This window comes from Exiguobacterium sp. SH3S3 (assembly GCF_004337115.1).
Classification (GTDB): Bacteria; Bacillota; Bacilli; order Exiguobacteriales; family Exiguobacteriaceae; genus Exiguobacterium; species Exiguobacterium aurantiacum_A.
Genome location: NZ_SJUU01000006.1, coordinates 102,614 through 125,501 on the forward strand (window position 1 = coordinate 102,614; position 22,888 = coordinate 125,501).

The 22,888-nt window shown below is 52.0% G+C and carries 29 protein-coding genes; 18 read left to right on the forward strand and 11 right to left on the reverse strand.

From position 1 onward, the window contains the following. The first annotated feature begins 2 nt into the window (after positions 1 to 2). The 4 genes from EVJ28_RS07490 to EVJ28_RS07505 all read left to right on the forward strand — a co-directional run bounded on the left by EVJ28_RS07490 (position 3) and on the right by EVJ28_RS07505 (position 2,847). Positions 3 to 1,421 carry a glycoside hydrolase family 32 protein gene (locus EVJ28_RS07490; protein ID WP_131457656.1) on the forward strand — a complete coding sequence of 473 codons (1,419 nt, stop codon included), beginning with the start codon at positions 3 to 5 and terminating at the stop codon, positions 1,419 to 1,421. A gap of 124 nt (positions 1,422 to 1,545) precedes the next feature. Next, positions 1,546 to 1,839 carry a hypothetical protein gene (locus EVJ28_RS07495; RefSeq protein ID WP_131457657.1) on the forward strand — a complete coding sequence of 98 codons (294 nt, stop codon included), beginning with the start codon at positions 1,546 to 1,548 and terminating at the stop codon, positions 1,837 to 1,839. Positions 1,840 to 1,916: 77 nt separating this feature from the next. After that, on the forward strand, positions 1,917 to 2,339 hold the full coding sequence (locus tag EVJ28_RS07500) for a YhfM domain-containing protein (RefSeq protein WP_131488546.1): 423 nt from the start codon (positions 1,917 to 1,919) through the stop codon (positions 2,337 to 2,339). 91 nt (positions 2,340 to 2,430) lie between these two features. Then, positions 2,431 to 2,847: a YhfM domain-containing protein gene (locus EVJ28_RS07505; protein ID WP_236634085.1), complete on the forward strand. Its 417-nt coding sequence runs from the start codon at positions 2,431 to 2,433 to the stop codon at positions 2,845 to 2,847. A 25-nt stretch (positions 2,848 to 2,872) separates the two neighbouring features. Here EVJ28_RS07505 and EVJ28_RS07510 read toward each other — a convergent pair whose 3' ends face one another. Beyond that, positions 2,873 to 3,718: an alpha/beta fold hydrolase gene (locus EVJ28_RS07510; protein ID WP_131468089.1), complete on the reverse strand. Its 846-nt coding sequence runs from the start codon at positions 3,716 to 3,718 to the stop codon at positions 2,873 to 2,875. A 116-nt stretch (positions 3,719 to 3,834) separates the two neighbouring features. On the opposite strand from EVJ28_RS07510, the gene EVJ28_RS07515 reads away from it, so the two are divergent. The 3 genes from EVJ28_RS07515 (at position 3,835) to EVJ28_RS07525 (ending at position 6,679) form a co-directional block, all read left to right on the forward strand. Beyond that, positions 3,835 to 4,830, forward strand: coding sequence for a helix-turn-helix transcriptional regulator (locus EVJ28_RS07515; RefSeq protein ID WP_071397464.1), 996 nt, complete (start codon positions 3,835 to 3,837; stop codon positions 4,828 to 4,830). 221 nt (positions 4,831 to 5,051) lie between these two features. Further along, entirely contained in the window at positions 5,052 to 5,912 is an 861-nt protein-coding gene (locus EVJ28_RS07520; protein ID WP_131488548.1) for a metal-dependent hydrolase, read from the forward strand. A gap of 8 nt (positions 5,913 to 5,920) precedes the next feature. Next, positions 5,921 to 6,679 (forward strand): DUF817 domain-containing protein, encoded by a 759-nt coding sequence (locus EVJ28_RS07525; RefSeq protein WP_131470548.1) that lies wholly within the window; start codon positions 5,921 to 5,923, stop codon positions 6,677 to 6,679. Positions 6,680 to 6,715: 36 nt separating this feature from the next. On the opposite strand, the gene EVJ28_RS07530 is transcribed toward EVJ28_RS07525, so the two are convergent. Then, positions 6,716 to 7,123 carry a hypothetical protein gene (locus EVJ28_RS07530; RefSeq protein WP_131470546.1) on the reverse strand — a complete coding sequence of 136 codons (408 nt, stop codon included), beginning with the start codon at positions 7,121 to 7,123 and terminating at the stop codon, positions 6,716 to 6,718. Positions 7,124 to 7,228: 105 nt separating this feature from the next. On the opposite strand from EVJ28_RS07530, the gene EVJ28_RS07535 reads away from it, so the two are divergent. Continuing rightward, the gene (locus EVJ28_RS07535; RefSeq protein ID WP_161566964.1) at positions 7,229 to 7,483 is read left to right on the forward strand and encodes a hypothetical protein; all 255 of its coding nucleotides are present in this window, start codon (positions 7,229 to 7,231) and stop codon (positions 7,481 to 7,483) included. A gap of 116 nt (positions 7,484 to 7,599) precedes the next feature. Here EVJ28_RS07535 and EVJ28_RS07540 read toward each other — a convergent pair whose 3' ends face one another. The 5 genes from EVJ28_RS07540 to EVJ28_RS07560 all read right to left on the reverse strand — a co-directional run bounded on the left by EVJ28_RS07540 (position 7,600) and on the right by EVJ28_RS07560 (position 10,351). Next, complete coding sequence (locus EVJ28_RS07540; RefSeq protein WP_236634086.1) at positions 7,600 to 7,911, reverse strand: GNAT family N-acetyltransferase; 312 nt, start codon at positions 7,909 to 7,911, stop codon at positions 7,600 to 7,602. A gap of 112 nt (positions 7,912 to 8,023) precedes the next feature. Beyond that, positions 8,024 to 8,860, reverse strand: a complete 837-nt coding sequence (locus tag EVJ28_RS07545) for a GGDEF domain-containing protein (RefSeq protein ID WP_161566965.1) — start codon at positions 8,858 to 8,860, stop codon at positions 8,024 to 8,026. A gap of 285 nt (positions 8,861 to 9,145) precedes the next feature. Then, a complete protein-coding gene (locus tag EVJ28_RS07550) occupies positions 9,146 to 9,439 on the reverse strand; it encodes a hypothetical protein (RefSeq protein WP_131470541.1) in 294 nt (97 codons plus the stop codon). Beyond that, entirely contained in the window at positions 9,436 to 9,882 is a 447-nt protein-coding gene (locus tag EVJ28_RS07555) for a hypothetical protein (protein ID WP_131457669.1), read from the reverse strand. Before EVJ28_RS07555 ends, EVJ28_RS07550 begins: the two co-directional genes overlap by 4 nt. A 13-nt stretch (positions 9,883 to 9,895) precedes the next feature. Further along, positions 9,896 to 10,351, reverse strand: coding sequence for a helix-turn-helix transcriptional regulator (locus tag EVJ28_RS07560; RefSeq protein ID WP_131457670.1), 456 nt, complete (start codon positions 10,349 to 10,351; stop codon positions 9,896 to 9,898). Between the two features lie 271 nt (positions 10,352 to 10,622). On the opposite strand from EVJ28_RS07560, the gene EVJ28_RS07565 reads away from it, so the two are divergent. The 4 genes from EVJ28_RS07565 to EVJ28_RS07580 all read left to right on the forward strand — a co-directional run bounded on the left by EVJ28_RS07565 (position 10,623) and on the right by EVJ28_RS07580 (position 13,033). Continuing rightward, positions 10,623 to 10,910: a hypothetical protein gene (locus EVJ28_RS07565; protein WP_131468100.1), complete on the forward strand. Its 288-nt coding sequence runs from the start codon at positions 10,623 to 10,625 to the stop codon at positions 10,908 to 10,910. Next, positions 10,888 to 11,628 (forward strand): hypothetical protein, encoded by a 741-nt coding sequence (locus tag EVJ28_RS07570; RefSeq protein WP_131468102.1) that lies wholly within the window; start codon positions 10,888 to 10,890, stop codon positions 11,626 to 11,628. The genes EVJ28_RS07565 and EVJ28_RS07570 overlap by 23 nt, the downstream gene beginning before the upstream one ends. Positions 11,629 to 11,725: 97 nt before the next feature. Continuing rightward, positions 11,726 to 12,442, forward strand: a complete 717-nt coding sequence (locus EVJ28_RS07575) for a DUF2750 domain-containing protein (RefSeq protein WP_131468104.1) — start codon at positions 11,726 to 11,728, stop codon at positions 12,440 to 12,442. A 54-nt stretch (positions 12,443 to 12,496) separates the two neighbouring features. Next, complete coding sequence (locus EVJ28_RS07580; protein WP_131470535.1) at positions 12,497 to 13,033, forward strand: DUF2199 domain-containing protein; 537 nt, start codon at positions 12,497 to 12,499, stop codon at positions 13,031 to 13,033. Between the two features lie 5 nt (positions 13,034 to 13,038). Here the strand turns inward: EVJ28_RS07580 and EVJ28_RS07585 are convergent, their stop codons facing one another. Further along, the gene (locus EVJ28_RS07585) at positions 13,039 to 13,755 is read right to left on the reverse strand and encodes a DUF5694 domain-containing protein (RefSeq protein ID WP_131457675.1); all 717 of its coding nucleotides are present in this window, start codon (positions 13,753 to 13,755) and stop codon (positions 13,039 to 13,041) included. Between the two features lie 334 nt (positions 13,756 to 14,089). On the opposite strand from EVJ28_RS07585, the gene EVJ28_RS07590 reads away from it, so the two are divergent. From EVJ28_RS07590 to EVJ28_RS07605, 4 genes are read left to right on the forward strand one after another with little or no spacing between them, the layout of a single operon-like run. Beyond that, the gene (locus tag EVJ28_RS07590; RefSeq protein ID WP_131488552.1) at positions 14,090 to 14,458 is read left to right on the forward strand and encodes a hypothetical protein; all 369 of its coding nucleotides are present in this window, start codon (positions 14,090 to 14,092) and stop codon (positions 14,456 to 14,458) included. 21 nt (positions 14,459 to 14,479) lie between these two features. Then, positions 14,480 to 14,965, forward strand: coding sequence for an SRPBCC family protein (locus tag EVJ28_RS07595; RefSeq protein ID WP_131488554.1), 486 nt, complete (start codon positions 14,480 to 14,482; stop codon positions 14,963 to 14,965). 2 nt (positions 14,966 to 14,967) lie between these two features. Further along, positions 14,968 to 15,444, forward strand: a complete 477-nt coding sequence (locus EVJ28_RS07600; protein WP_131470531.1) for a GNAT family N-acetyltransferase — start codon at positions 14,968 to 14,970, stop codon at positions 15,442 to 15,444. Between the two features lie 19 nt (positions 15,445 to 15,463). Continuing rightward, entirely contained in the window at positions 15,464 to 16,444 is a 981-nt protein-coding gene (locus EVJ28_RS07605; RefSeq protein WP_131488556.1) for a Gfo/Idh/MocA family protein, read from the forward strand. Positions 16,445 to 16,477: 33 nt separating this feature from the next. Here EVJ28_RS07605 and EVJ28_RS14355 read toward each other — a convergent pair whose 3' ends face one another. The 3 genes from EVJ28_RS14355 to EVJ28_RS07615 are packed head-to-tail and all read right to left on the reverse strand — an operon-like array spanning position 16,478 to position 20,598. Continuing rightward, positions 16,478 to 16,600, reverse strand: coding sequence for a hypothetical protein (locus EVJ28_RS14355; RefSeq protein WP_016508707.1), 123 nt, complete (start codon positions 16,598 to 16,600; stop codon positions 16,478 to 16,480). After that, on the reverse strand, positions 16,581 to 19,961 hold the full coding sequence (locus EVJ28_RS07610; protein ID WP_236634087.1) for a dynamin family protein: 3,381 nt from the start codon (positions 19,959 to 19,961) through the stop codon (positions 16,581 to 16,583). The genes EVJ28_RS14355 and EVJ28_RS07610 overlap by 20 nt, the downstream gene beginning before the upstream one ends. 16 nt (positions 19,962 to 19,977) lie before the next feature. After that, entirely contained in the window at positions 19,978 to 20,598 is a 621-nt protein-coding gene (locus EVJ28_RS07615) for an NAD(P)-dependent oxidoreductase (protein ID WP_131470525.1), read from the reverse strand. Positions 20,599 to 20,785: 187 nt separating this feature from the next. Here EVJ28_RS07615 and EVJ28_RS07620 point away from each other — a divergent pair, with 187 nt between their 5' ends. Together EVJ28_RS07620 and EVJ28_RS07625 are read left to right on the forward strand one after the other, a co-directional pair. Next, a complete protein-coding gene (locus EVJ28_RS07620) occupies positions 20,786 to 21,877 on the forward strand; it encodes an FUSC family protein (RefSeq protein WP_070327270.1) in 1,092 nt (363 codons plus the stop codon). Positions 21,878 to 21,994: 117 nt separating this feature from the next. Then, complete coding sequence (locus EVJ28_RS07625) at positions 21,995 to 22,420, forward strand: hypothetical protein (protein WP_070327269.1); 426 nt, start codon at positions 21,995 to 21,997, stop codon at positions 22,418 to 22,420. Positions 22,421 to 22,888: the final 468 nt, after the last annotated feature.

Here is a 22,888-nt window from a genome sequence, read left to right on the forward strand (position 1 = left end):
GTATGAGTTGGACGAAGGCAGAGCGTTACCGCTCGTTACGTGACGTGAGTGCCCTCGAGATGGAGACGCTCCGCACGAAGACGGCCGCTTCCCCGTGGCGGTTCGGATACCATATCCAACCGCCGACAGGACTCCTGAACGATCCGAACGGATTCACGTATTACAACGGGGAGTATCACATGTTTTATCAGTGGTTCCCGCTCGGACCGGTACACGGTCTGAAGCATTGGTATCATGTCACATCACCCGATCTCGTCACGTGGACGGACCGCGGGGTGGCGTTAGTCCCGGAGACGACCGAAGACTCACACGGTGCCTATTCGGGCAGCGGCTTCGTGAAGGACGGTGAACTCCACGTCATGTACACCGGCAACCACCGGACGGACGACTGGACGCGTCACGCCTCGCAAATCATCGGCGTGCTACGAGACGGCAAGATCGAACGCCGGAACGTCGCCATCCCGGACGTACCGGCCGGGTACACGGAACATTTCCGTGACCCGAAAGTGTGGCTCGAGAACGATGTCTATTACGCCATCGTCGGAGCGCAGCGTGATAACGAGACGGGATGTGTCGTCTTGTATCGTTCAGCTGATTTGAACGACTGGACGTTCCTCGGCGAAGTCAAAACGGGTCTCGACCCGTTCGGCTACATGTGGGAATGCCCCGACGTGTTCGAACTGAACGGTCAACACGTCCTCGTCTTCTCGCCACAAGGCATCGAGCCGGAAGGCCACCGTTATCACAACATCTATCAGTCTGGATTCTTGATCGGCAAACTCGACGTCGAGACGTTGACGTTCACACACGGCGCGTTCGAAGAGCTCGATTTCGGGTTCGACTTCTACGCACCACAGACGACCGAACATGAAGGCCGCCGTGTACTTGTCGGTTGGATGGGTTTGCCGGAGATTGACTACCCGACGGACCGCTACGGCTGGGCCCACGCCTTGACGTTACCGCGTGAACTCTCGCTCGAGGACGGGGCGCTCAAACAGCGTCCGGTGCAAGCGATGACGAAGCTGCGCCAAGACGAATTCGTCAACGCATCCGGTACGGTGATTGAAACTTCGACACCGGACCGTTACGAGCTCGAGCTGAAAACGGACGGATCTGACTTCACGCTCGACCTGCTTCAAGTCGGGAATGAGTCACTCGTCATCCGTTATGATGCAGCGACGCATGAATTGACGATCGACCGGACGAACGCCGGTGAGCCGTTCGCGACCGAGTTCGGAACGACACGGACGAAAACGATCGCCGTCGAATCACTTCATGTGTTCGTCGACTCGTCGAGTGTCGAATGCTTCGTCAATGACGGCGAGGCCGTCGCCACGCTCCGCGTGTTCCCGAGCGAGCTCGAGAAGCAGTTGCGCTACGTGGGTGCGGTCGCAAGTCTGACAGGTTGGACGTATCAATAAGGAAGAGCTGGGCTTCGGCCCGGCTTTTTTGTTGTCCTATAAATCCGACTGTTTCATTCCTTGCGTGTGTTATTCTGGGAATAGGTAATAACTTACATATCAAACAATAGGAGACGATAGGACAATGTGGATCATATTTGGATTACTTGCGATTGCGGCGACGCTGTTCAACTTGTATACGTTCAGTGTCGGGAGAGACTACAAGCTGCCGATGGCGATTGCCTTGTCGCTGACCGCGTTGACGGTGTGCGCGGATTATAGCTATTTATCTGTCTGGGTCGAAGCGGAGGATTGGAGTGCGTTGGCGGATGTCGTACCTGGCATGGGGCGAGCTTGGTGGGTACTGACGAGCATCTCGATTGGATTGAACATGTTGCCAATCTTTTTAGAACGAAGCATGAAGAAACGAAGATTATAATTCCGAAATGCAAGTGAAACCAAGCGCTCACTTTTTGCGTATGAAAGGATAATCATAAACTTGGGAGTGATGTAATTGTGGACCGACTGTTTGATTTTATGAAAGAAGTAAGGCGGATCACGTTGCCATATGGATATGGCAGAGAACGACTCAAGGCGATTGACGCTGAAGAGATGGATCAGGTGAAAATCGCTGAGTCCTCAGGGAGGACGCGATTCAGTGAACAATTTTTAATCGAGTTGAATCGATTAAGTGACATTAAAGTGTTCGCGGACATGCTTCGAAATGCTGATGAGTTTACGGGCGAAACGATTCACAATGAACCGGATTTTGATCTCGAAATCCGTTACAAGGGCGATGACGTGGAACGCTATCATCTTTGGCTCGGTCGAGTCGGGTCACCGAGTGTACTGATGAACGTCTCGCAAACGCATCTCGTATACAAAGTGCCGGCGGACGTCACGGACCGGCTGATTCGTACGCTCGGGATTGACGACTGAAGCGGTATATAAGAAGGTTTTTTTTGCCCCATGAAACCAATCACACGCGTCTCTCGTATAGATACAAGACAACATGCGGAGGTGAGACTAGATGAAACGTCGGGATAAATGGATGACAGGTTTGGCGGCCTTGACCGTCGGCTTGATGGGAGGGTGCGAAACGAGCGAACTGGTTGCGGAAGACATCGCGCAAGTCCGTATCGCTGAATCGGTCGACTTTGGTCGGTTCCAGGAGCGGGCCGTCGTCACGTACGACAGACTCGAAGACGTCAAAGTGTTTGCGGACATGATTCGAAACGCTGACGAACAACCAGGAATCGTGAATATGGCGACACCCGAATATGATGTGGAAGTTCGATATACGAGTGATAAGACAGACCGCTATTACGTCTGGATTGGGGAATTTGGTAAACCGACTAGCCTGATGAACGTAAACGATACGAACACGGTTTACCTCGTCCCGGCTGACGTGACGGACGAGTTGATTGAACTGCTTGAGACGGATTGAAAAAAGACACCTGACTAAAGGTGTCTCACGAGTTGAAGCGGATGAAGCGTTCGATCTGCTGTTCGCTCTTCCGGGCTTGGCGGCCGATCCAAATCAAGTGGCCGGGGCTGTTCAAAATGATAATTTGGGCGTGCGGGATAAGCCGCTTCGCGTAGAACGCATGCCGGACCGGGACGGCCTTGTCGTTCTTCGAATGGACGATGTACGTCGGACACGTCACCCCGCGTAACGCCTCGGCGGGGACACGTTGCCTAAGATCGAACTGGGCACCGAGCCCGAACGCCATCTGGCTCGCGACCCGCTTCAATAAGAAGATATCGTACGGCGTCACTTCGTCCCGGATGACGTCAAGCGCGAGCAGACTCGTCGATTCGATCATCCGCGCCGTCGCCTCGAACGGTTGCTTTTGAAGCGCTTTAAAGACGAAGTACTTCATCGCATATTGCGCCATGATGAACGCGGGCTGGGCGACGTTTCGGCTGACGTAATCACGGTACGGGAAGTCGACTACGCTCGTCACGGCGGCAGCGAGCGTCAAACTCGCCGTCCGCTCATTGTTAGAAGCGAGCTCAATCGCCGTTGGCCCACCTGCCGAGATGCCGTAGATGTGATAGCGGTCGATGGCCATGACTTCCATCAAGCGCCGTAAGTGTCCTGCGAACTGTTGCGGCGTGGCCGAAAATGAGTACGGAGTCTCACCGTATCCAGGCCGTGATGGGACAATGACCCGGAAGCCGGACAAGACGAGACGGTCCACATGGTACGGTTCTAGACTCGACGATTGGGTCCCATGAATCAAGATGACGACCGGACCATGACCGCGGTCCATATATTCGATTTTCGTGCCGTTGACATGGGCATAGTGTTTCACAGCGGCGTGCGCCTCCTTAAATGAATTGTAATGGAAAATAACTTTATTTCATGGAAATTACATGATAATGTCTGTTTATACATCATACATATAGAGAACTGAAAGGGGATTAAACCGTGAACAACCGAGAACGGTTACTCGAGGTGAGACGGTTTTTCGAACGCCACACAGATGACAATCATCCAAAGACGTTAGAAGACTTGCTCGAATATTTATCGACAATTGGAGATACTTCTAAGTTAGCAAAAAAATCGGTGAAAGACGACATTCAAGCATTGACCGATTCGGGGTTCGAGGTGCAGGATGAGCTTGAAAAGAACGGTCTCGCCAAAAAATACTGGCATTCGGCCCGTCTGTTTGAAATTCACGAGCTTCGCATGATGGTCGATGCGATCGTCGCGGCCAAGTTCATCTCGGAAGATGTGACGGAAAGTATCGTCGAGAAGCTCCAGAAGCTGACGAGCATCCCGGAAGCGGAGACGCTCCAGTCGATCATCAAGACACCGAAGAAAAAGCATGGACAGATTCCGTACCATATCGACCGCATCCAACGGGCGATCCAAGAACAGAAGGCGATCTCGTTCCAATACACGGACGTCGTCGGCTTTGACGTCACGAAACGCACGTTCCCGCTCCGCCGTGACGGCGAGCGCTACGTCGTCAATCCGATCGACCTACACTGGAACCATGAGCAGTACTATTTGATCGGCATCGACGAATCGATCGGGGAGATTCGCAACTATCGTGTCGATCGCATCGTCAATTCGGAAATCGTCGAGGACGACACGCCGCGCCTGAAGCATCATCTGGCGGACGATTACTTCCAAAAATCGTTTAACATGTATAACGGGCTCGATGAGGAGATCATTCTTGCCGTCGATGAGCGGGTGCTCCCGGTCATCTTCGACAAGCTCGGGGAAGATGTATCGATCACACGTGAAGAGGAACGATTCCTCATCCGCTTCGACGCGGCCGTATCAGACGGTTTCGTCTTCTGGCTCCTGTCGCTCGGCACGCAAGTCGAGGTGCTCGAACCGGTCACGCTGCGCGACCATATGCGTGAAACGATTGAGTCGATGGCAGGCCGTTACGCCAAGGCGAGCATCCACTAAAACGATTGATTTGAAACTGTGATATACTGCTTGCGACACTTGTAGAAGGGGGACAGGCGGATGTTGAATTGGATGCCTTTGATCATTCCGATTGTCGCTGTCATTTTTGTCGCCGTCGTCGCAAGACGCGCCATGAAAATGGACCAAGAGAAATAAAGTACGGACGGACATCCGCCTCGCGATGAGGGGGATGTCTTTTCAAAACAGAAAGAAGGTGTTGCATGGATACGATCACACATACGTTGTTCGGCTTGACGCTGTACGGGGCGGCCGACAAACGTGAACTACAAAAAAACGAAAAGCGGGCGCTGTTCGTGACAACACTCGTCGGGAGTCAGATTCCGGACAGTGACGTCGTCTCGCGGTTATGGGATACGGAAGGGATGTATCAGATGTGGCACCGCGGCATCACCCACTCGATTTTCCTCGTGCCGCTGTTCGCGTTACTGATTTACATACTCGTCCGCGTACTGTTCAACGTGACCGATGTCCGCTATTTCTGGTGGGCGCTCTTATCCGTCTTCATCCATAATACGGCCGATTTGTTCAACGCCTGGGGGACCGGTTATTTCGAACCGTTGTCCGACGTCCGGGTCACGTTCGGCGTCATCCCGATCGTTGACTTCGTCTATTGGGGGATTTTCCTCGTCGCTTGGCTCGTCGCGCGTCGGGCGGACGTCCGGCATACGGTGTATCGCTACGCTTGGGCAGCCATCGTTGTCCACGTCTTGATTCAAAGTGCGCAGGGTGCGTACTTGTATCAGACGTACGCCGCCGAGCACGATGAAGTGGCACTATCGGCCTCGTTCATCCCGACCCAGTTCACGGTCGTTACGAAAACGGACGAAAGCGTCTCGATCTTCAGTGACTCGATCTACCAGACACCTGAGCTCGAATACGAGCTGACGAGCGCGGACGATGCCGACTTGACGCCGCTGTTTGATGAGAATAAAGAAGCGATCACGCTCAAACAGTGGTCCCCGTTCGTTGTCGTCGTCGAAGAGGATGAACGTCTCGGTCTATACGATCCGCGTTTCTTTGACGGCGAGTCGTCATTCCTCTATGAATACATCGAATTGTAGGTGACATCATGCGACGGCTACGTTATTTGTTCATCTTCGGTTACGAACAGGCGCTCAGTTGCATCTTCCCGGTTGCGATCTTCGGCGCGCTCGCGCTGACGAAATGGCTCGACTTTCCGCTGCCACGTTATGACGTGCTGCTCATTTGGTGCCTGCTCGTCCAAGTCGTGCTCGTCAAGACAGGGCTCGAGACGATGGAAGAACTGAAAGTCATCAGTTGGTTCCACGTCATCGGTCTCGGCCTCGAACTGTTCAAAGTACAGATGGGGTCGTGGAGCTATCCCGACGAGGCGCTGACGAAACTTTTTGGCGTCCCACTTTACGCCGGCTTCATGTATGCGAGCGTCGGCAGTTACGTCGTCCAGTCGTGGCGCCGGCTCGACCTCGAGTTTTTGAAGATGCCCCCACCGCTGATCGCTTTCGGGCTCGGCATTGCCATCTACTTCAACTTCTTTTGGCACCATATTTGGCTCGATCTACGTTGGGTGTTGATCGGACTCGTCTTTCTCACGTTCGGTCGGGCCATCGTCACGTATCGGCTTGACGACCGCCGTTTCACGATGCCGGTCGTCGTCGCTTTCTTTTTGATCGCCTGCTTCGTCTGGTTCGCCGAGAATATCGTCACGTTCTATAACGGTTGGGCGTATCCGAATCAGTTGAGCGGCTGGGCACTCGTCGACCTCGGCAAGTTGTCGTCGTGGTTCTTGCTCGTCATCATCAGTATCTTGCTCGTGGCGTGGCAGAAGCGACGCCAGGAACTCTCGTAAAAAACGTGTGCAACCGGAATCGGTCGCACACGTTTTTTAGGTCGTTGGTTGTTTGGAACGGGCCCACATATGGACGATGAATATATAGAGTGGGAACGTGAGCGTGAGGGCGATTATCAATAGACCGACGACCGGTGTCGGCCAGGCTGCTTCGCTAGGCGGAGGGATGATACGCGTCCAGCCGTATGTGAACAGCGCCAAATAAGGGAGCCATAGGACGTAGAAGAAGAGGTTCCAACGTGAAATGGGAAGCAACAGGAGGCGCCTGATAAGGACGCGCGCGAACGAGACGAGTAAGGCGAGTCCGATCACGGCGACGACGGGTACATAAGCGTCACCGATCAACAAATAGAGCCGTCCGCTGTTGGCGAGGAGTTGGATGTTCAACAGCAGGGTGAGTGCCGATAGCGTCGAGATAACTTGTAACTTGAGAAAGTGGGTCATCGAAGTCTCCTTGGAAATGAAATGAATTCATGAAACGTTTGTCTGTTCTGACACGTACAAAAAGAAGAGGTGATCATGTTGTTAGAGTTGATTGTTTTTTGGTGTTTGGCGCTATTACTCGCTTTATCGGCGAGTGCGTATTTCGTTCAATGGCGCAACGGGCGACGGTTCGTAAAGTTACTGGCGACTGTCGGGTCGCTCCTATTGATGGGGTTGATCTTGCTGTTGGTAGTCCCAGATACATACGATCGCGCCCTCGGCCGCTATGAGACGGAGAGCGGAAGTTGCTACGTCGTCGACAATCAATCGAAACAGGGAGGGGTGACGCTCTGGTTTGAAGAAGCATCGTACGATTTTTGAGCAACGCCGGACGTCGCGTACGGGCCGGGCACGCTGTTTGATTGTACGGTCACGTTGACGAAAGTACAGTCGACCGGAGTTGACTATGAGTTGCGTTCGGCAGAAGGAGACGTCCTTTACTCGAGCGATTGATTCAAAATATCCCTTTTACAGATGTCGAGTCCTGATTCGGTTGTTTCGACATGCAGCCATCCACGCGCTAAGTAATAGTCGGTCGCATTGTCTGTACGTAAATAGACGGTTGAATGACCGAACTCGATTGCAAGGGCAAGTAATGACTCAATCAACTTTTCAGCAATGCCTTGTCCTCGGTATGTCGGATCAGTGTATAACGAAGCGAGCCAAGGAGTGTAGGCGGGCCGAGTCGCGCAATCTTGCTCAAACAACGACACGGTCCCGACGCACCTCCCTTCTTTGAGCGCAATCAACGTTTGCGGATAAGTCGTGGACGACGTCTTCGTATGTTTTTTTGCTCGATGTACCCATGACGAACGCTTGATACACTATATGGGCGACGTCCGTCAATCACGTCTTCTCCATCTAGCTAGTTGCTGATGCTTTAGAGAGGATTTGCTCGACGACCGCATTGCAATTTTCTCGACTCACTTCATAAAACGTGTCCTCATACGTCAATCCAACGTGTTCGCCGCTCTGCAGTTCATATTGTTCGAGCAGCGGACGGATGCGATCATGGACGACTTGTGCCGATTCAGGTGATGTATACGGGAAAATGATAGCGAACGTATCGTGTGCGATCCGATATTTTTGATCGGTACGTCTTGTCGCCATGTGGAGTTCGTCACTGAAGTAATTCAAAAACCATTCATATTCGGTCCGTCCATAACGTTCCTCGAAATGCGTGAACTCGTGCAGCTGGATAAACGAGACCGCGAAGGAACCACCATGGCGGATAAGACGGTCTCGTTCTGAGTTGACGTCCATCTGAAACCGTTCTGAGTTGTCGAGCCACGTCTCGGGATCGACGGCGATCAGTTGCCGGGCCCGTTCTTCTAGCTCATGTCGTGACAACTGGACCTTCTTCACGAGTTGATGAATGAGGCCGGACAAGATAGACATGGTGAGGAGGAGAGCTGTATAGCTAAGCCCTTTCCAGTTGAAAAACTGAACTTCTCCTTCTTGATAGATAGGAGCGAACCACAAGAAGTAGACAAACAAGAATGCCAGCAAGGCGACAGAAAACGTCAATCCTGCCCGCATCCCAAAGGCGAGAGAGGCAATGACGATGATTGGTAAGATGACTAATCCGATGACTCCGACGTCACTCATCAAGAGTAGAGACACGTATAGAATGGTGCCGATGATGAGGCAAGAGATGAGCCCGAATAGTTTAATTGATTCTTGAGTCCATTGATTCATGATCATTCCTCTTTCTGAGTTCGTGTTGTCCCCAATTCTACATGAAGTATTAAGTATAGACTATACAGTTCGTTTTAGAGTGAACAACAGAAGTGGACAGACGATTTTTCGGAATGAAGCGAGTGTGTTCTCCGACAGTTTTTATACATAATTTTTTCTAGGAGACGGTGAGTCCGTCGTGGATTAGCGTACCAATCTTCTCACCCAAGTGGATTCGCCTCGCTCGTTTGACTCGGGTCTTGATTGTAGACTCTGGAGATGCCGTTTTGGACGACGAAGAGCGCATCACAATGCATCTGCAAGTTGCACGACCGGATAGTCGCTCGACACGAGCGGTTGACCGTTTCCCCTTGCAAAAATGAGGATATACCCTTTCTGTAGATGGTTGAGTGCCTTCAGTCGAATGTATGGTTCAGCCATACTTAGAATATGAAAACTGAAGCCGATGGTCGAAATGACGAGCAAGATGACTGTACCGTCTATCCAGACGAATCCAGCATGCGTCCAGTTCGGAGCGAGTAGAAAGTAGGGAATGGCAATCAGCAGGCTTGAAGATCCGATGAGTTGCGCTCTTGTCATAGCCGTTCACGTGAAGCCGTCATTGAGACCTCGTGGATGATGAGTAAGAGAATCGCGATGAAGAAAGTGATCAATGAGACGTATTCCGCTCCGACGTTCAAAAAGAAGTTGAGGCCGAACAACGGGGACACGAATAGAATGTAGAGCGGGTATTGGATTGAAAATAAAGCGTCCAAAAGAAGGATGTCACGCATATACGTCTCGAAGCTGTTCAATGTGAAAACGGTGACACTCGCGAACAGGAGTGCCGTGATATACAGCTTGGCAACCTGATTTCGCAATAAACAAGTTCCTAGTAGACAGAACAGGAGCGCGACCGAGGCTGCGGCATGCAGGGGACGAATTGTTGCGTCGGGGAAGGTGGCCGACGGGATAATATTCACGATCAACGCGATGACATAAACGACTGACAACGTCACGATGCATCTTTTATTAGTTTTCACGATCTGACTCCTTTCATACGTCTTGCGCTAGTTTGGCCAACACGAGTGTGGCTTCTTCTACGTCGAACGAGCTGTGCCAGCGGACGTTTTGACGATCTAAAATCCGGTAATGGCCGCTGATCAGGTTTTGTTGCAACACATAATCTCCTTCTGTTGCGGTTTGCTTCCACCAGACACGACCACCGAGTGTCTTTGACTTCGGTTCGTACGAGACGTCTTTGGCGATCAGTCTGACGAACTCGACTGGGTCGTCCCCGATTTCGCTCAAAAGAATCTCGCTATCATTAAACAGGGAGCACAATGTGACGATCGTGCTCCAGTTGGCGATGGTCCGCTCTTTTTCAATTTGAATGAGCGTCTTTTTGGATAACCCTAAGATGTCAGCCATCTCTTCTTGAGAATATTGTCGTTCCAGACGAACCGTTTTTACTTGTTTTGATACGAGTTGGATGAAATCCGATTTGTTCATCGAGCACCTCTTTGCTTGAAAGCATTAACCCTTTTCTAGGTGTTTTATTTACAATTAGTTACAAGTGTAATTTTACACTAAGCATGAACAGTGTCAATGTGATCTCTCATTTTATGTATATAATTCGGAATCATCCTTGCGATAAAATAGATGAAGTTGGAAAGGGGAATAAAAATGACGAAAGAACAGTTGATTACGTTGTTACCCGTTTCAGAGACGGAAGTTCAGCTCGAGGATGTAGTGGGAATCACTTTAATTTGGAGGGGATTACGTGGAGCTGCATTTGCCTAAGCGAATAAATCCGTTTTTCTGGTCGATGTTTCCGTTTGTTTTTGGGTTGGTCGGTTATTATCAAGTTTTTATCAGTTGGGAGATTCCACAGTTTGGTTTTCGTGAGCTTGAAGACGTCGGGCGACTGGCTTTCATCCTATTCACGAGTGCCTGTGAGGCTGCCTGGATCATTGTCATTTTATGGATTGGGATTCAGTTGCTGAAAAAATGGTTTAAGTCAGCCAAACAAAAAGGAGTGAAACGCGATGACGATGAGCGGATCACATAACCGGTTACTTGATGCCGACTTGTGGGGCGGGACAATCATCACGCTGCATCAAGCAGACGACGCTGCCATCGTGACGTGGCGAGGCGAAGAAATAAAACTCGCACTCGCATTGACAGATCCGTTCATTCGCGTGATGGATGAAACCACATTTGTGCTTGTCGACTTCACACGCGATAACTTGCGACCAAACGCCTGGGTCGTTCGAGCGGACGGTTCCATCGAGACAAGTTTTCACGCCGGTACGTTTATCGCGTCCATCGTCGTCGATGAGTCGGGTATTTGGGTCGGCTATGGAGATGAGGGAATCTTTGGCGAGGGGATATCGACCGAGGCGCTCGTCTGTTTCTCAAGAAGCGGGTACGTCTTGTTTCGCTATAACCACGACACGCGTAAAGCCCCGATTATCGTCGACTGTGAGCACCTCGTCACGACCGAATCAGGTGTCTGGTTCTTCCCGTCGCTCGAACGCGAATTGACACAGATTGACCGTAACGGACGCATCGTCGCCTATCGGACACCAAAGATAATCTGTGATAGCGAGGCGATGACGATTGTCGACGAGATAGCTTATTTCGTGACGGGCGGCGAACTGTACCGTTGGACGTTCGGTCGTCGGGAGAAGCCGATTCGATGCGGACGGGTGACAGGTGACCTGCGCGGATGTACTGGCGGATTTCTTCAAATCAACGGAACGGATGTAACGTTTCTTCGTGTTTGAAGCGTTAAAACACCAAAGCAAACCACGAAAAACGCATTCCCTCTTTTCGCCAAAAAAAGTATACTCATGTTATTGAATGACGAAATGAGGGATTGCAATGCGAATCGAAACAAATCTTCCAGGATTTACGTTAGAGACAATCGAAGCGGTCGAAAAAGAGCTCGGGAGTCGTTTGCCGAACGAACTTCGGGAGGCGTGGCGACATGATAATAAATTCGAGGTCGGGGAATGGTTCTTCTATCCGATTAAAGACGAACGCTTCTTCAACAAAACGTGGGACGATATCATCCGTGCGAACAGGGACGAGCGCGGGTTGCCTGAACACTTTATAACGGTCGCTGCGAACGGGAGCGGGGACGAACTTGGTTTTTTGACTTCAGACGTCGAGACGATTTATGTCTGGTGGCACGAGACGGATGAACTCGAACGAGTGGCTGATTCAATCGAGGCGTTCGTCGAGGTGACGCGATTGGAGTTGGACGTGATTGAGACGTTCTGTGAACGTGTCAATGAAAGCGAGACGGTGTTCGGGTTGTCGGCAGAAGCGAATGACGGTTGGGCATATGCGCCCTCGGTCATTGAGGAGACAGACGTGTTACTTTTCTTTTCGACTCGTGAACGTGCACTTTCTTGCAGAGTAGAGGAATGGGACAACTATCATGTGATTGAGTTACCGCTCGATTTATTTATTGCGGCCTGGTTGCCGAATATGTCAGAGGACGGGTTGTTATGCGGGTTGGACTGGCCTAGTGACTTGAAAGGGATGGAATATGATCCCGAGACCGTCCTAGAAGCCATCGAAGAAGCAGAATGATTTTATTTCACATACCGCAATTGTATTTGTTTTTTTTAAAGGAGAACGCATAGAATGATGAACCGTTTCAAACAGAAGCGCAAGCATAGCGCGCAGTGTGCCTGCTCGGTCTGCCAGACGCAGATTGACACACCGCTCGGATATGGCTCACTCATGCCGACCTATATCGAGGATTTCTCAAAGAAAGACATGAAGCGGCGTGTCTTTTTGACCGACGACATCTGCGTCCTAGACGAGGAACATTTCTTTGTGAATGGTTGCCTCGAACTCCCGATTATCGGAGAGGACGACGTCTTCACTTGGAACGTCTGGGTATCGCTCAGCGCTGATAACTTCTTTCGGATGCTTGATGCGTGGGAAGACCCGGCTCGTGTCGGACTTGAACCGATGTTCGGCTGGTTCTCGACAGACTTGCCCGATTATCCGGATACAATCAATTTGAAGACGAATGTCCATATCCGAGAGGTCGGGATGCGGCCGTTCATCGAATTAGAGCCGACCGACCACCCGCTCGCCGTAGAGCAGCGAGAAGGCATCTCACGGGAACGAATTGAGGCGTTGGCCCGTAGTATCGAACGAAGGGAACAGTAAAAGTATTAAGTAAGGATGGCATTGAGTGTACGGACGAGAAAGTCGTCGTCCGTCTCAAAAAACTTTCTCAACAAATGGACGTGTGCTAGGCCATACAATAGCACGATGCGGTCACCCGTCTTCGCGGCACGCCTCACGTTTTCATAGATGCGCTGGTTGCGTTCGTTCCAATACGATTCGACCCAACGCGAGCCAGTCGGTCCGATAGCAGCAATGTCTGTATAGGCTTGATGCATGACATCCGTGACTTCTCTCTGGTTTATATACGCATAAAAATCAGTAATCGAGCGAAGACGGAAAGCAGTCTCCACGCTATGCATGAGTACGCGTTGTGTCGCGATGATTGCCTCCATCTCGACCGGATGAGTGTCCATCACGTCGCCGAGGCTGTCACCGTCAATCGTCTCGTTCCAATCAACGGCTTGAACGAATGACAAGTCGCACAGTTTGGCTAGCCGGAACCCGATTTGCTCGCGCTCATCTTCGGTCGCTGTGCGAGGGTCTGCCACATACGATTGATAGCGTTGACTCAACGAGTGTTGATCAGTGGTTGCGACTTCGAGACAAACGGTAGTCGGTTTGAAGCAAGAACATTGGGCTACGAAATCGTCTAGCTCCTGTTGGCGGGTCGGACTGAGGATATCGGACGCTTCCGGCATCAATACATCCCCGTTGTCCGGCATATTCAAATGTGTCGTTCCGATAAGTAACAACTGAATCATGTTTTGCTCACGCTCCTAAGGTAAGATATCTATAAGTTTTGTATACGAACTCCTACAAAATAGGTTTCAGAGCAGACAATCGAGGGTGAAGCAGTGTGACACGAGACGATTTCTTTTCAATGTACAGGCGCGACCCTGTACGAGGAAAGTCAATCGTTCGTCAAGGTTTGGATCAGGTTCAACATCATGGTCTCCAGGGAATTCTGATGCCGGAAGGGTTCAATCCGGCAACATGGAAGCAAAAGGCAACTGCCGCATTACTCGGTTTCAATCTCGGCAAAGAGACTTTAGAAACATACAAGCGAAAGTATCAGTTACGCTAGGAAGGGGTATTATGTTCGAACTTGTTCGCCATACACAATCCATCGCCTATTTATTTTTCCCTGCCTCTAAGCGGATGGACATTCATCGTCAATTGAGCCGATGTAAAGATGGTTCCATCGAAACGTTTGAGACGACCTCAATCACGTCCGGTTTTGGTTCAATCCAAAAACGGCTTGTGCTTCAGTATGGAGACTTGTCTTCGCTTCAAGTGGAGCATCATGACGTCACCATCACATTGTCTGAAGCGACGCTTCATCACTGGCTGACGGGGCTGGCTGTCGAGTCTGAACATTACGAAGACTTCGTCGTGCCGGCCACACATTTGGACGAGACGAACGCTAAAGGGATTGAGTGGTTAATCTTCTTTAGGAGAACATAGACCAGTCCACGAGGAGGAACAATGAAACAACCTACTGAAATCGCGACTTATCAGATGACCATTCAAGCCCCGATCGACCATGTCTTCGCCTGCCTCGCAGAAGATGAACATATCGTCAAATGGAACGACCATTTGATTGAAAACATTTATGAGGATGGGGACGCATCGCTCGTGACGGGGAAACGGTTCATCTCGGTCCAACAGTTCGAGAAGAAAGAGATTCGGGTCGAATCCGAATTGACGTATGTGAATCGCCCTTATGAGTGTGAAGTGCTAGCGATGACGAATCAGGGAATATCGACATCGACTTATGTGTTGACCGAGACACCGAATGGGACGGACGTGACGATTCGCCTCACGCTCATCCCATCGTCATGGCTGTACTCCTTGTACGTGAAAGGCTTTGCTTGGGCGATTCGGCTCATTTACGACGATCAGTTTAAACAGTTTCGGATCTATACGGAAGCGAGCGCACCGAAGCAGCCTTCCGTTCAGGGGGCGGAGTGACAATGATTCGACCTATTATTCCGACGCTGCGTGAGCCGGTGCGTGACGTCTTTATCGCTGAGTGGGGATCACCTCAAATGGTCATCTCGACCGGGACGTATGACTGCGCTACGCTCGACGGTTTCGTCGCGATGGAAGAAGCGACAATCATCGGGCTGATCACGTATGTCATTAGAGAAGAGGAACTTGAAATCATCTCGCTCGATAGTTTACGAGAAAACCGCGGCATCGGGTCGTCACTACTCGATGAAGTGGAGCGCTTGGCCCGGCTTCATCGACTCAAGCGTATGTCGCTCATCACGACGAACGACAACCTGAAGGCGCTTGCTTTTTATCAAAAGCGGGGTTGGCGCCTCGAACGAATCATCCCTGGTGCGGTTGATGAGGCCCGCCTACAAAAATCGTCGATTCCAATGATCGGCGAGCACGGCATCCCGCTCCATGACGAAATCATCCTACATAAAATTATCACCCACTAAAGAAACGAGGTACATCCTTATGATTCGATTCGGTATCATCGGCACGAACTTTATCACCCATTCATTTTTAGAAGCCGTCCACGAAGTCGAAGGTGCGACCGTTGCGGCCGTCTATTCACGGACAGCGGAGCGGGCGACCGAGTTCGCAAACGAGTATGGGATCGTCCATACGTTCACATCGCTTGACGATATGGCGATGAGCGACGTCATCGACGCGGTCTATATCGCAAGTCCGAACTCGCTCCATGCCGAGCAGAGTATCCTGTTCATGCGGCACGGCAAGCACGTCCTCTGTGAGAAACCGTTCGCCTCGAACGTCGACGAGGTCAAACTGATGCTCGAGACGGCGCGCGAGCACGACATCGTCCTCCTTGAGGCACTCCGCAACATGTTCATGCCGAACTTCCAAATATTGCGTCAAGCGCTGCCTCGCATCGGTCCCGTCCGGCGTGTCATCTTGAACAAATCGCAATACTCGTCGCGCTACGACTTGTATAAGCGCGGGGACAACCCGAATACGTTCAATCCCGCTTTCTCTAATGGTTCGCTGATGGACCTCGGCGTCTATTGCCTCGGTCCCGCCTTGAAACTGTTCGGTCGACCGGACGCCGTGCAAGCGAACGCCGTCAAACTCGAGTCGGGCGTCGACGGGAGTGGTTCGGCCATCTTGTCGTATGACGGCATGGACATCATCGTGCTCCATTCGAAGATTCACGGCACGGACGCACCGTCTGAAATCATCGGGGAAGCGGGCCGCATCGTCATCGACGATATCGCCTCACTCGACCGCTTGACGTTCGAAGGCCGCGACGGGACGACCGAGGAACTCGCCACGGAACAGACGACACACATGAAGTACGAGATTGAAGCGTTCGTGCTTATGATTCTAGCAGGCGAGAGGGAGACCGAGATCCACTCATTTGACGACATGCAGTTGCTTGCTGACGTCATGACCGATATCCGGCGCCGCATCGACGTCCGTTATCCGGCAGATGTATAAAAACAAGCCTCGAGCGCGCGCTCGAGGCTTGTTTTATGATTCTTTATTGAGATACAGATGGCGGATAAACAAACCTAGTGCGACCGTCATGATGACGGCCGGGATCAGGCCGACGAGCAGTAATGAACCCATGCGTTCAATCCTTTCTGAGCGCATCGAGGCGCTGTTTCATGTCATCGAACGACTGCCCGTCCGTCAGTACGCTCAGCTCACCGGCGACGAGGTCGTTCACTTCACGGTTCCAAACAGTGCTGAGCGTCGTCTCGAGCAATTGTAAGTGCGAAGCGGTCCGTTCGGCTTGAGCGGCACCGACTGCTTCGAGCTGTTCCCGGACGGCGGCTTTTAAGCGCGCGCTCAAGTCGTCGCGCAGCTTCGTCCGACCGTCGGCTTCGAAGAATTGATTCGCGTTCTTATAGTGCTTCAACACGGGACGGAACGGGTCCGCTTCGAACGTGACCGGATCGACGGCGTCGCGGAGCCAGTCGATGTCGATGTCTTCCTCGTACGATAACGTCGGCAAGACGGGGCGCAGTTTGAGCGTCTCACGCTCGATCAACCGTTCTGTCTCTTGCTTCAAGAAGCGCTCGAGCCGATATTGGAACACTTGCAGCTCTTGGTGGATGTCGTAGGCGTACTTGTCGAGCGTGCGTGTCAGGGCGCGCTCGAGACTCGCCTTCGAGCCGTCGACTTCGACCGGATGGAACGTCTCCTTGACGAAGTCCGAGAGCCGGAAGAGGGAGCGCGTCTCGAGGTGGGCGAGCAGTTCGTTCACTTCGCGCGTGAACGGGTCGACGAGCGTCGTGACGCTCAATCGGTTGTCGGACTCACGCAACTGTTCGAGTTGTGTGCGATGTGTTTCTTTGACAGTCGCATCGGCTTCGGCTTCGCGTAAGACGTCTTCGAACGCGGTGACGAGAGCGCTCGTCTCGTCTTTGATGCGGACGGCGTTCGCTTGGCGCAGGTCACGGTCGACGAACTGTTCGAGTTTGGCCGAGAAGCGGTCGAAACCATTGTTTCTGCCTTGGATGGCGTTCCGGCTTGAGATCGGCAGGACGGTCGGATTGCGGACGCCGAGCTTCGTCAACTGGTTCGACACGTAATCGGTCACGGCATCGCGTTCCGCGTCATCGGTCGCCAAATCGGACGCGTTGACGAGGAAGAACATGTCATGGCCGCCCGTCCCTTGGACCCGCCCGAGCTGGATGACGAGCTCGCGGTCGGTCTCGGTGAAGGCGTGGTTGTAGTACGTCACGAACAGGACGGCATCGGCGTCGCGCATATAGCCGAACTGTACCTCGCTGTGGCGGTTGAACTGGGAGTCGGCGCCCGGCGTGTCGACGAAGATGATCCCGCGCTCGGCCCAAGGGGAGTCGACATATAGCTCGATCTCCTTGACGATGCAACTCTTCTCTTCCTCGGTGACGAACGAGCAGAACGTGTCGTAGTCGACCGACTGCTCACTGCCGAGATAGGACAGGGGAGCGTTTTTGACGGCGTTGACGAACGGGTGGTCGATGCTGAGCGCTTCAAGTGAAGCGCCGTAGCCGTTCAGTTCCGCCTCGAGCTCGTCCCGTGTCTTGAACGTGATCGAGGCGCTCTTATGGGCTTGACCGTTCGGGGGCACGATCTTTGTGATCGAGGCCGTCAACGGGTTCGGCGACGTCGGGAGCACCGTTTCGCCGAGCAACGCGTTCAGCGTCGACGACTTTCCGGACGAGAACGCACCAAAGATGGCGAGCGTGTAACGCTCGGACTCGGCCCGGGCCAACTTATGACGCAACGACTTCACGCGTGACTTGAATAACGGATGTTTCTCTAATATTTCACATACCGCATATTCATACGAAAAATCAAATGAAAAAGCTGTTACATCATCGCCCAAAAGCGAGGTCGACGCAACTTCTTGTTGCTGGTGTTCGACTTGTTTTTTCGGTAACTGGCCGGCCTCTACGTAATGGCGGGTCTCGAGGTCGCCCAACCGTTCTTCCGAGATATCACGTGCGGCGTAAGTAGAGAGCAGCGCTTGCTTTTCAGTAAGCCGGCGTTGAAGCGCCAGCGTATCGAGCATGTCATATAAGTCGTCTTGCTCGGCCTTGATTTGGTCAATTCGGTTTTTTCCTTCAGCCTCGAGATACGCCTCGACCGAGGTGACCCACGGGTCGGACACTTTCGTCACCCAAGCGGCGAGGGCCGACTCGATGTCACGGCTGAACTGGAGGACCGTGTCGCCACTGAGTGACGCCCCGGCCTTCACTTGCTCGCTGATGAGCGTCTTCGGTGCGGACGGCAATGTGTCGGGACGAGACAAGATCGCTTCTGGCAGCTTCAAGTCACGGACGATGTCCTCGGCGTATTTGATCAAGTGGGGCCGCAAGTTCGTATCAATCAATCGGTTAAACTCTTTGGCGGCGACGTCTTCACGCCGCACACGTTCCTGGCGCGTCTTTTCTTTTGAGAAGAACAGGCCGACTTTGAACTCAGGTGCACAACTCTCCAGATAATCCCGCAACAGTTCACGGAACTCATAGTTCATGATCGGCGCACTGGCGACAATCGGGGACTGGTGTTTAAAGAACTCACGACGGAACGACTGCAGCCACGTCGATTTCTTCTCGAGTCGCTGGAGCCGGGATTGGATCTCCGCCGTCTGCTTCTCGACGACTGGAAGCTGTTCGAGCGCTGTCTCGATTGACCGTACAGATCGGTCGAGCAACGTGTCGACGAGGAGATTTGCTCGCGCCTCACTCTGCTCTCGGGCCGTCTCGATGACGGCTTGGACGTGGGTCCGGAGCCGGACGACCTCGTTCTCCGGGTGGTCGAGCTCGCGGAGCGAGATGTAGAACATATCGTCCGGATTGATGGTATGACGCATAAACGCCGTCTCGAGCGAGCGTTTGAACGCATCAAACGGAAGTTCCGTCTCATCGTGCTTGTCGATCTGATTGATGATGATCGAGTAGGGGCGGGCTTCGGCGCTGAACTGTTTCATCAACTGGATGTTCTGTTCTGATTGGACGTGATTGTAGTCCATCATGAAGAACAAATGGTCGGCGAGGAAGAGCGACCGTTCCGTCGCTTGGCGGTGACGCTCATCGGTCGAGTCGATACCTGGTGTGTCCATCAAGACGACATCACTTCCGAACGGGAAGCGCGGTAGCGCGTATTCGACTTCTTTGATCTCTTCGATTTTGCAGTAGTCGCCCAAATGTTCGAGCTCGTCGGTCCCGAGTCGGATCCAGTCCGTGTCATTGACGGCGACCGAGGCACTTGCGTCACCATTACGGAGCGTGACGATGTTCGCGCTCGTCGGAATCGGGCTCGTCGGCAATACCCCGTCGCCGAGCCAGTTGTTGAGCAGCGTCGATTTACCGGCCGAGAAGTGACCGCAGACGGCAATCCAAATCTCGTCACGCGTCACTTTCCGGAGTGCGGTCCGGGCGAGCCGGGCCGACTCGGTCTCGTCTTCTGTTTCAAATACGTCGGTCAATTGCGCCAGGCGCATGCGTTGTTCGCTCATAATCCCCATCCCCTAATCATGATTCCGTCGTGATCCCGACGCGGTGTCTGATGTATGTTCTGTCTTTCCAGGCGCGAAGCATGAGCTCGGCGACGTCATCCCGTGCAATCGGTCCTGAGTTCAACGTGCCCAACACGTCGGCCGTGATGACGATCTCACCGACAGATTCGCCTTCGATCAATTGCGTCGGACAGACGATCGTGTAGTCGAGGTCGGAGGCTTCGAACAGCTCATAGGCTCGGGCGTGGTCTTCGGCTGCGGTCGTCATCGACCGTTTCGACTCACGCGTCTCGAAGCGATAGTTGTCCGAGTCGTGTGCCCGTAAAATGCCGGCTGTTCCGACGATCAAGATGCGTTTGAGTCCTGCCTGTTGCATCGCCGCGATGACGAGCGGGGTGAAGCGCGACAAGACGTTTTGTTTGTCGGTGCCGAGCGCTGACATGACGACGTCAGCACGTTGTATCGTTTCAATGACGGCTTCCTGGTCGGTGGCGTCGCCGATGATGACGTCAAGACCGTCCCTCGGTTGAAGCGGTCGTCTCGTTAATAGGCGGACGTGATGTCCGTCCTCCAGTAATCGTTCAAGCATCCGCATCCCCGTGCGGCCGCTTCCTCCAAATAAAGCAATGGTTGACAAGTAAACCCCTCCCCATCAAGATTAAAGAAAATATCCAACGCCATCATACCACGGAAGCGCTCTCGAATCGGGCAAAATGACCTGACTTCGACCGGTTCGAAGGGCAAATGTTTCACGCACGCCGAAGTCGGCTAAAAAAATTGCATGACGTGTACAAAGGGGGAAGACACTCCGGTGTCGAGAACGCATGAGATTTGGAGCTAGAACGATCAAAACTGGGATTTCTGTCGCCCTGGTGTTACTTATTGCCGAAGCGTTTCAATTTGAACAAATCGTCGTCCCTGCACTCGCGGCCTCGCTCGCCTTGCTGCCGTCGGTGTATCAGACGGGTGTCCGGCTTTTAGAGGAGATGAAAGGGAACTTGATCGGCGCCTTACTGGCCGTGTTCTCGTTGATGCTGACACCGAACCCGACACCGATCGCGATCGGCGTCGTCATCATCATCGCCATCTCGATCCTGCTCTTCTTGAACCTCGAGTCGACGACGCGGACCGTCATCTTGACGACGATCTTGATCATGGAAGGGGCGAGCCAGTCCGACCTGTCGATCTTTATGTTCGCCGGCGAACGTTACTTGCTCATCATGATGGGGATCACCGTCGCGCTGCTCGTCAACGCGTTGTTGTTCCCACCGCGCTATGAACGGAAGCTCGAAGACGAGATCACGACCGTCTTTCAAATGGCGGTCCGGATTGCCCGCTTGTTCTCCGAGACGGAAGGCGGCCGCTCGTCGTTCGAATCGCTCGACGAGACGAAAAAGAAACATCGCGGTTCGAAGACGACGTATGATTACTTCGAAGAAGAGATCAAAGCCAACCGCTGGCTCGAGAAGAAGACGCCGATCTACCGTCGGGCCGTCCTCAAGTCGAAGATGATCGACACGAACAGTGCCGCCATCCACGTGCTCGACAAGTTGTACGACGATTATTTGACGGTCGAACATCTGCCGCCACAACTCGAGGAAGAACTGTTGCGCCATATGCGGCACTTGCTGCGTCGGCATGAGCGTTTGTTCTCGGCATATGAGCTCGAGAACGAACACATCATCGACCGCGAGGAAGACTTGATCCATGAGAACTTCGACTTCGCCAAGCTGATGATCGAGAAGATGCGCGACGAAGAGGAAGAACTCATCTTGACCGTCGTCCCGCTCGTCGCGGCGATGACGAACTGGGTCAAGGCGATGAACGAACTCGAACGCTACCTCATCACCGAGATGAAGAAGCATAGCGACAATTTGAAAGTGGAACCGCGCAAGAAGTGGTTCTTTGAAGACTAAACGTTTCACGTACATGCCAAGCCGCTCATGCGACTTGGCTTTTTTGCCGGATAAAAAGGAATGTGGAAAGTGACTACCGAACGGAATAAAGGTAATCAGTTAAAATGAGGAGACGGAGTGAAGAAACTGAAAGTTGAACTAGGAATGATTGGCCTCTTTTTAGTGATATGGGTGGGCTTTTCACTGACACTCCCGCCAAAGCTCGTTGCGAGTTCTGAAGATGAAAAGTTTAACGCGATTTATACCGTGTCACATTCTTTAAAGGAGACATGGGCGGGCGAATTGACGTGGGACGAATTGGACGGAGAGATTGTCGACTTGTCTTTTTATGAAAATGACACTCAACTGACTGGAGACTTTTTAAGTGAGCCAATTGACATGCGGCAAAATAGTTACTACGAATTTGTATTTTTAGGATCTGAACCGAATTCAGATAGTGACTATACGCTCCGTATTTTGTGGAAAGCAAGCGGTGAGAGTCATGAGGAGGTTCTGACATTTAAAGAAAAGAAGCGATTCTTCGTTTTGCCGACGCTTGATTGATGGTGCATTGTGCGATGTTTTATAGATATGATGAAACCTTGGATGGGATATTTTTATCGAGTGTCGTTCATCTAAAGGTTCATTTAGAATAAAGAGAAGCTCGCATCATGATTAAGAGGACTACGTTGATGAATTCCTATATTTCGTTACATACTGCACTTCATCTAGATTTTTCATATTCCAAAGAACATGAAATCGATTTATTAATTAGCCAAGGAGCGATTGATTTTTATTATTGAATCTATGTACGAGAAAGACAACTCATTAAATCTCTAGCAGTGGACACATGTAGTGCTCAGTGACCTAGATGAGCTTCGCCTGGCAGATAAGAATGACGATAATTCTTCCTAATAAAAATTTAGGACGCTTCTTTTTTTAATTCATTATATATGCGTATGCACTGGCGCTATTACGATACCGCTGCGCGCACCTATATAAGCGAACAACTCAAAAGTCTTTATCAGCATA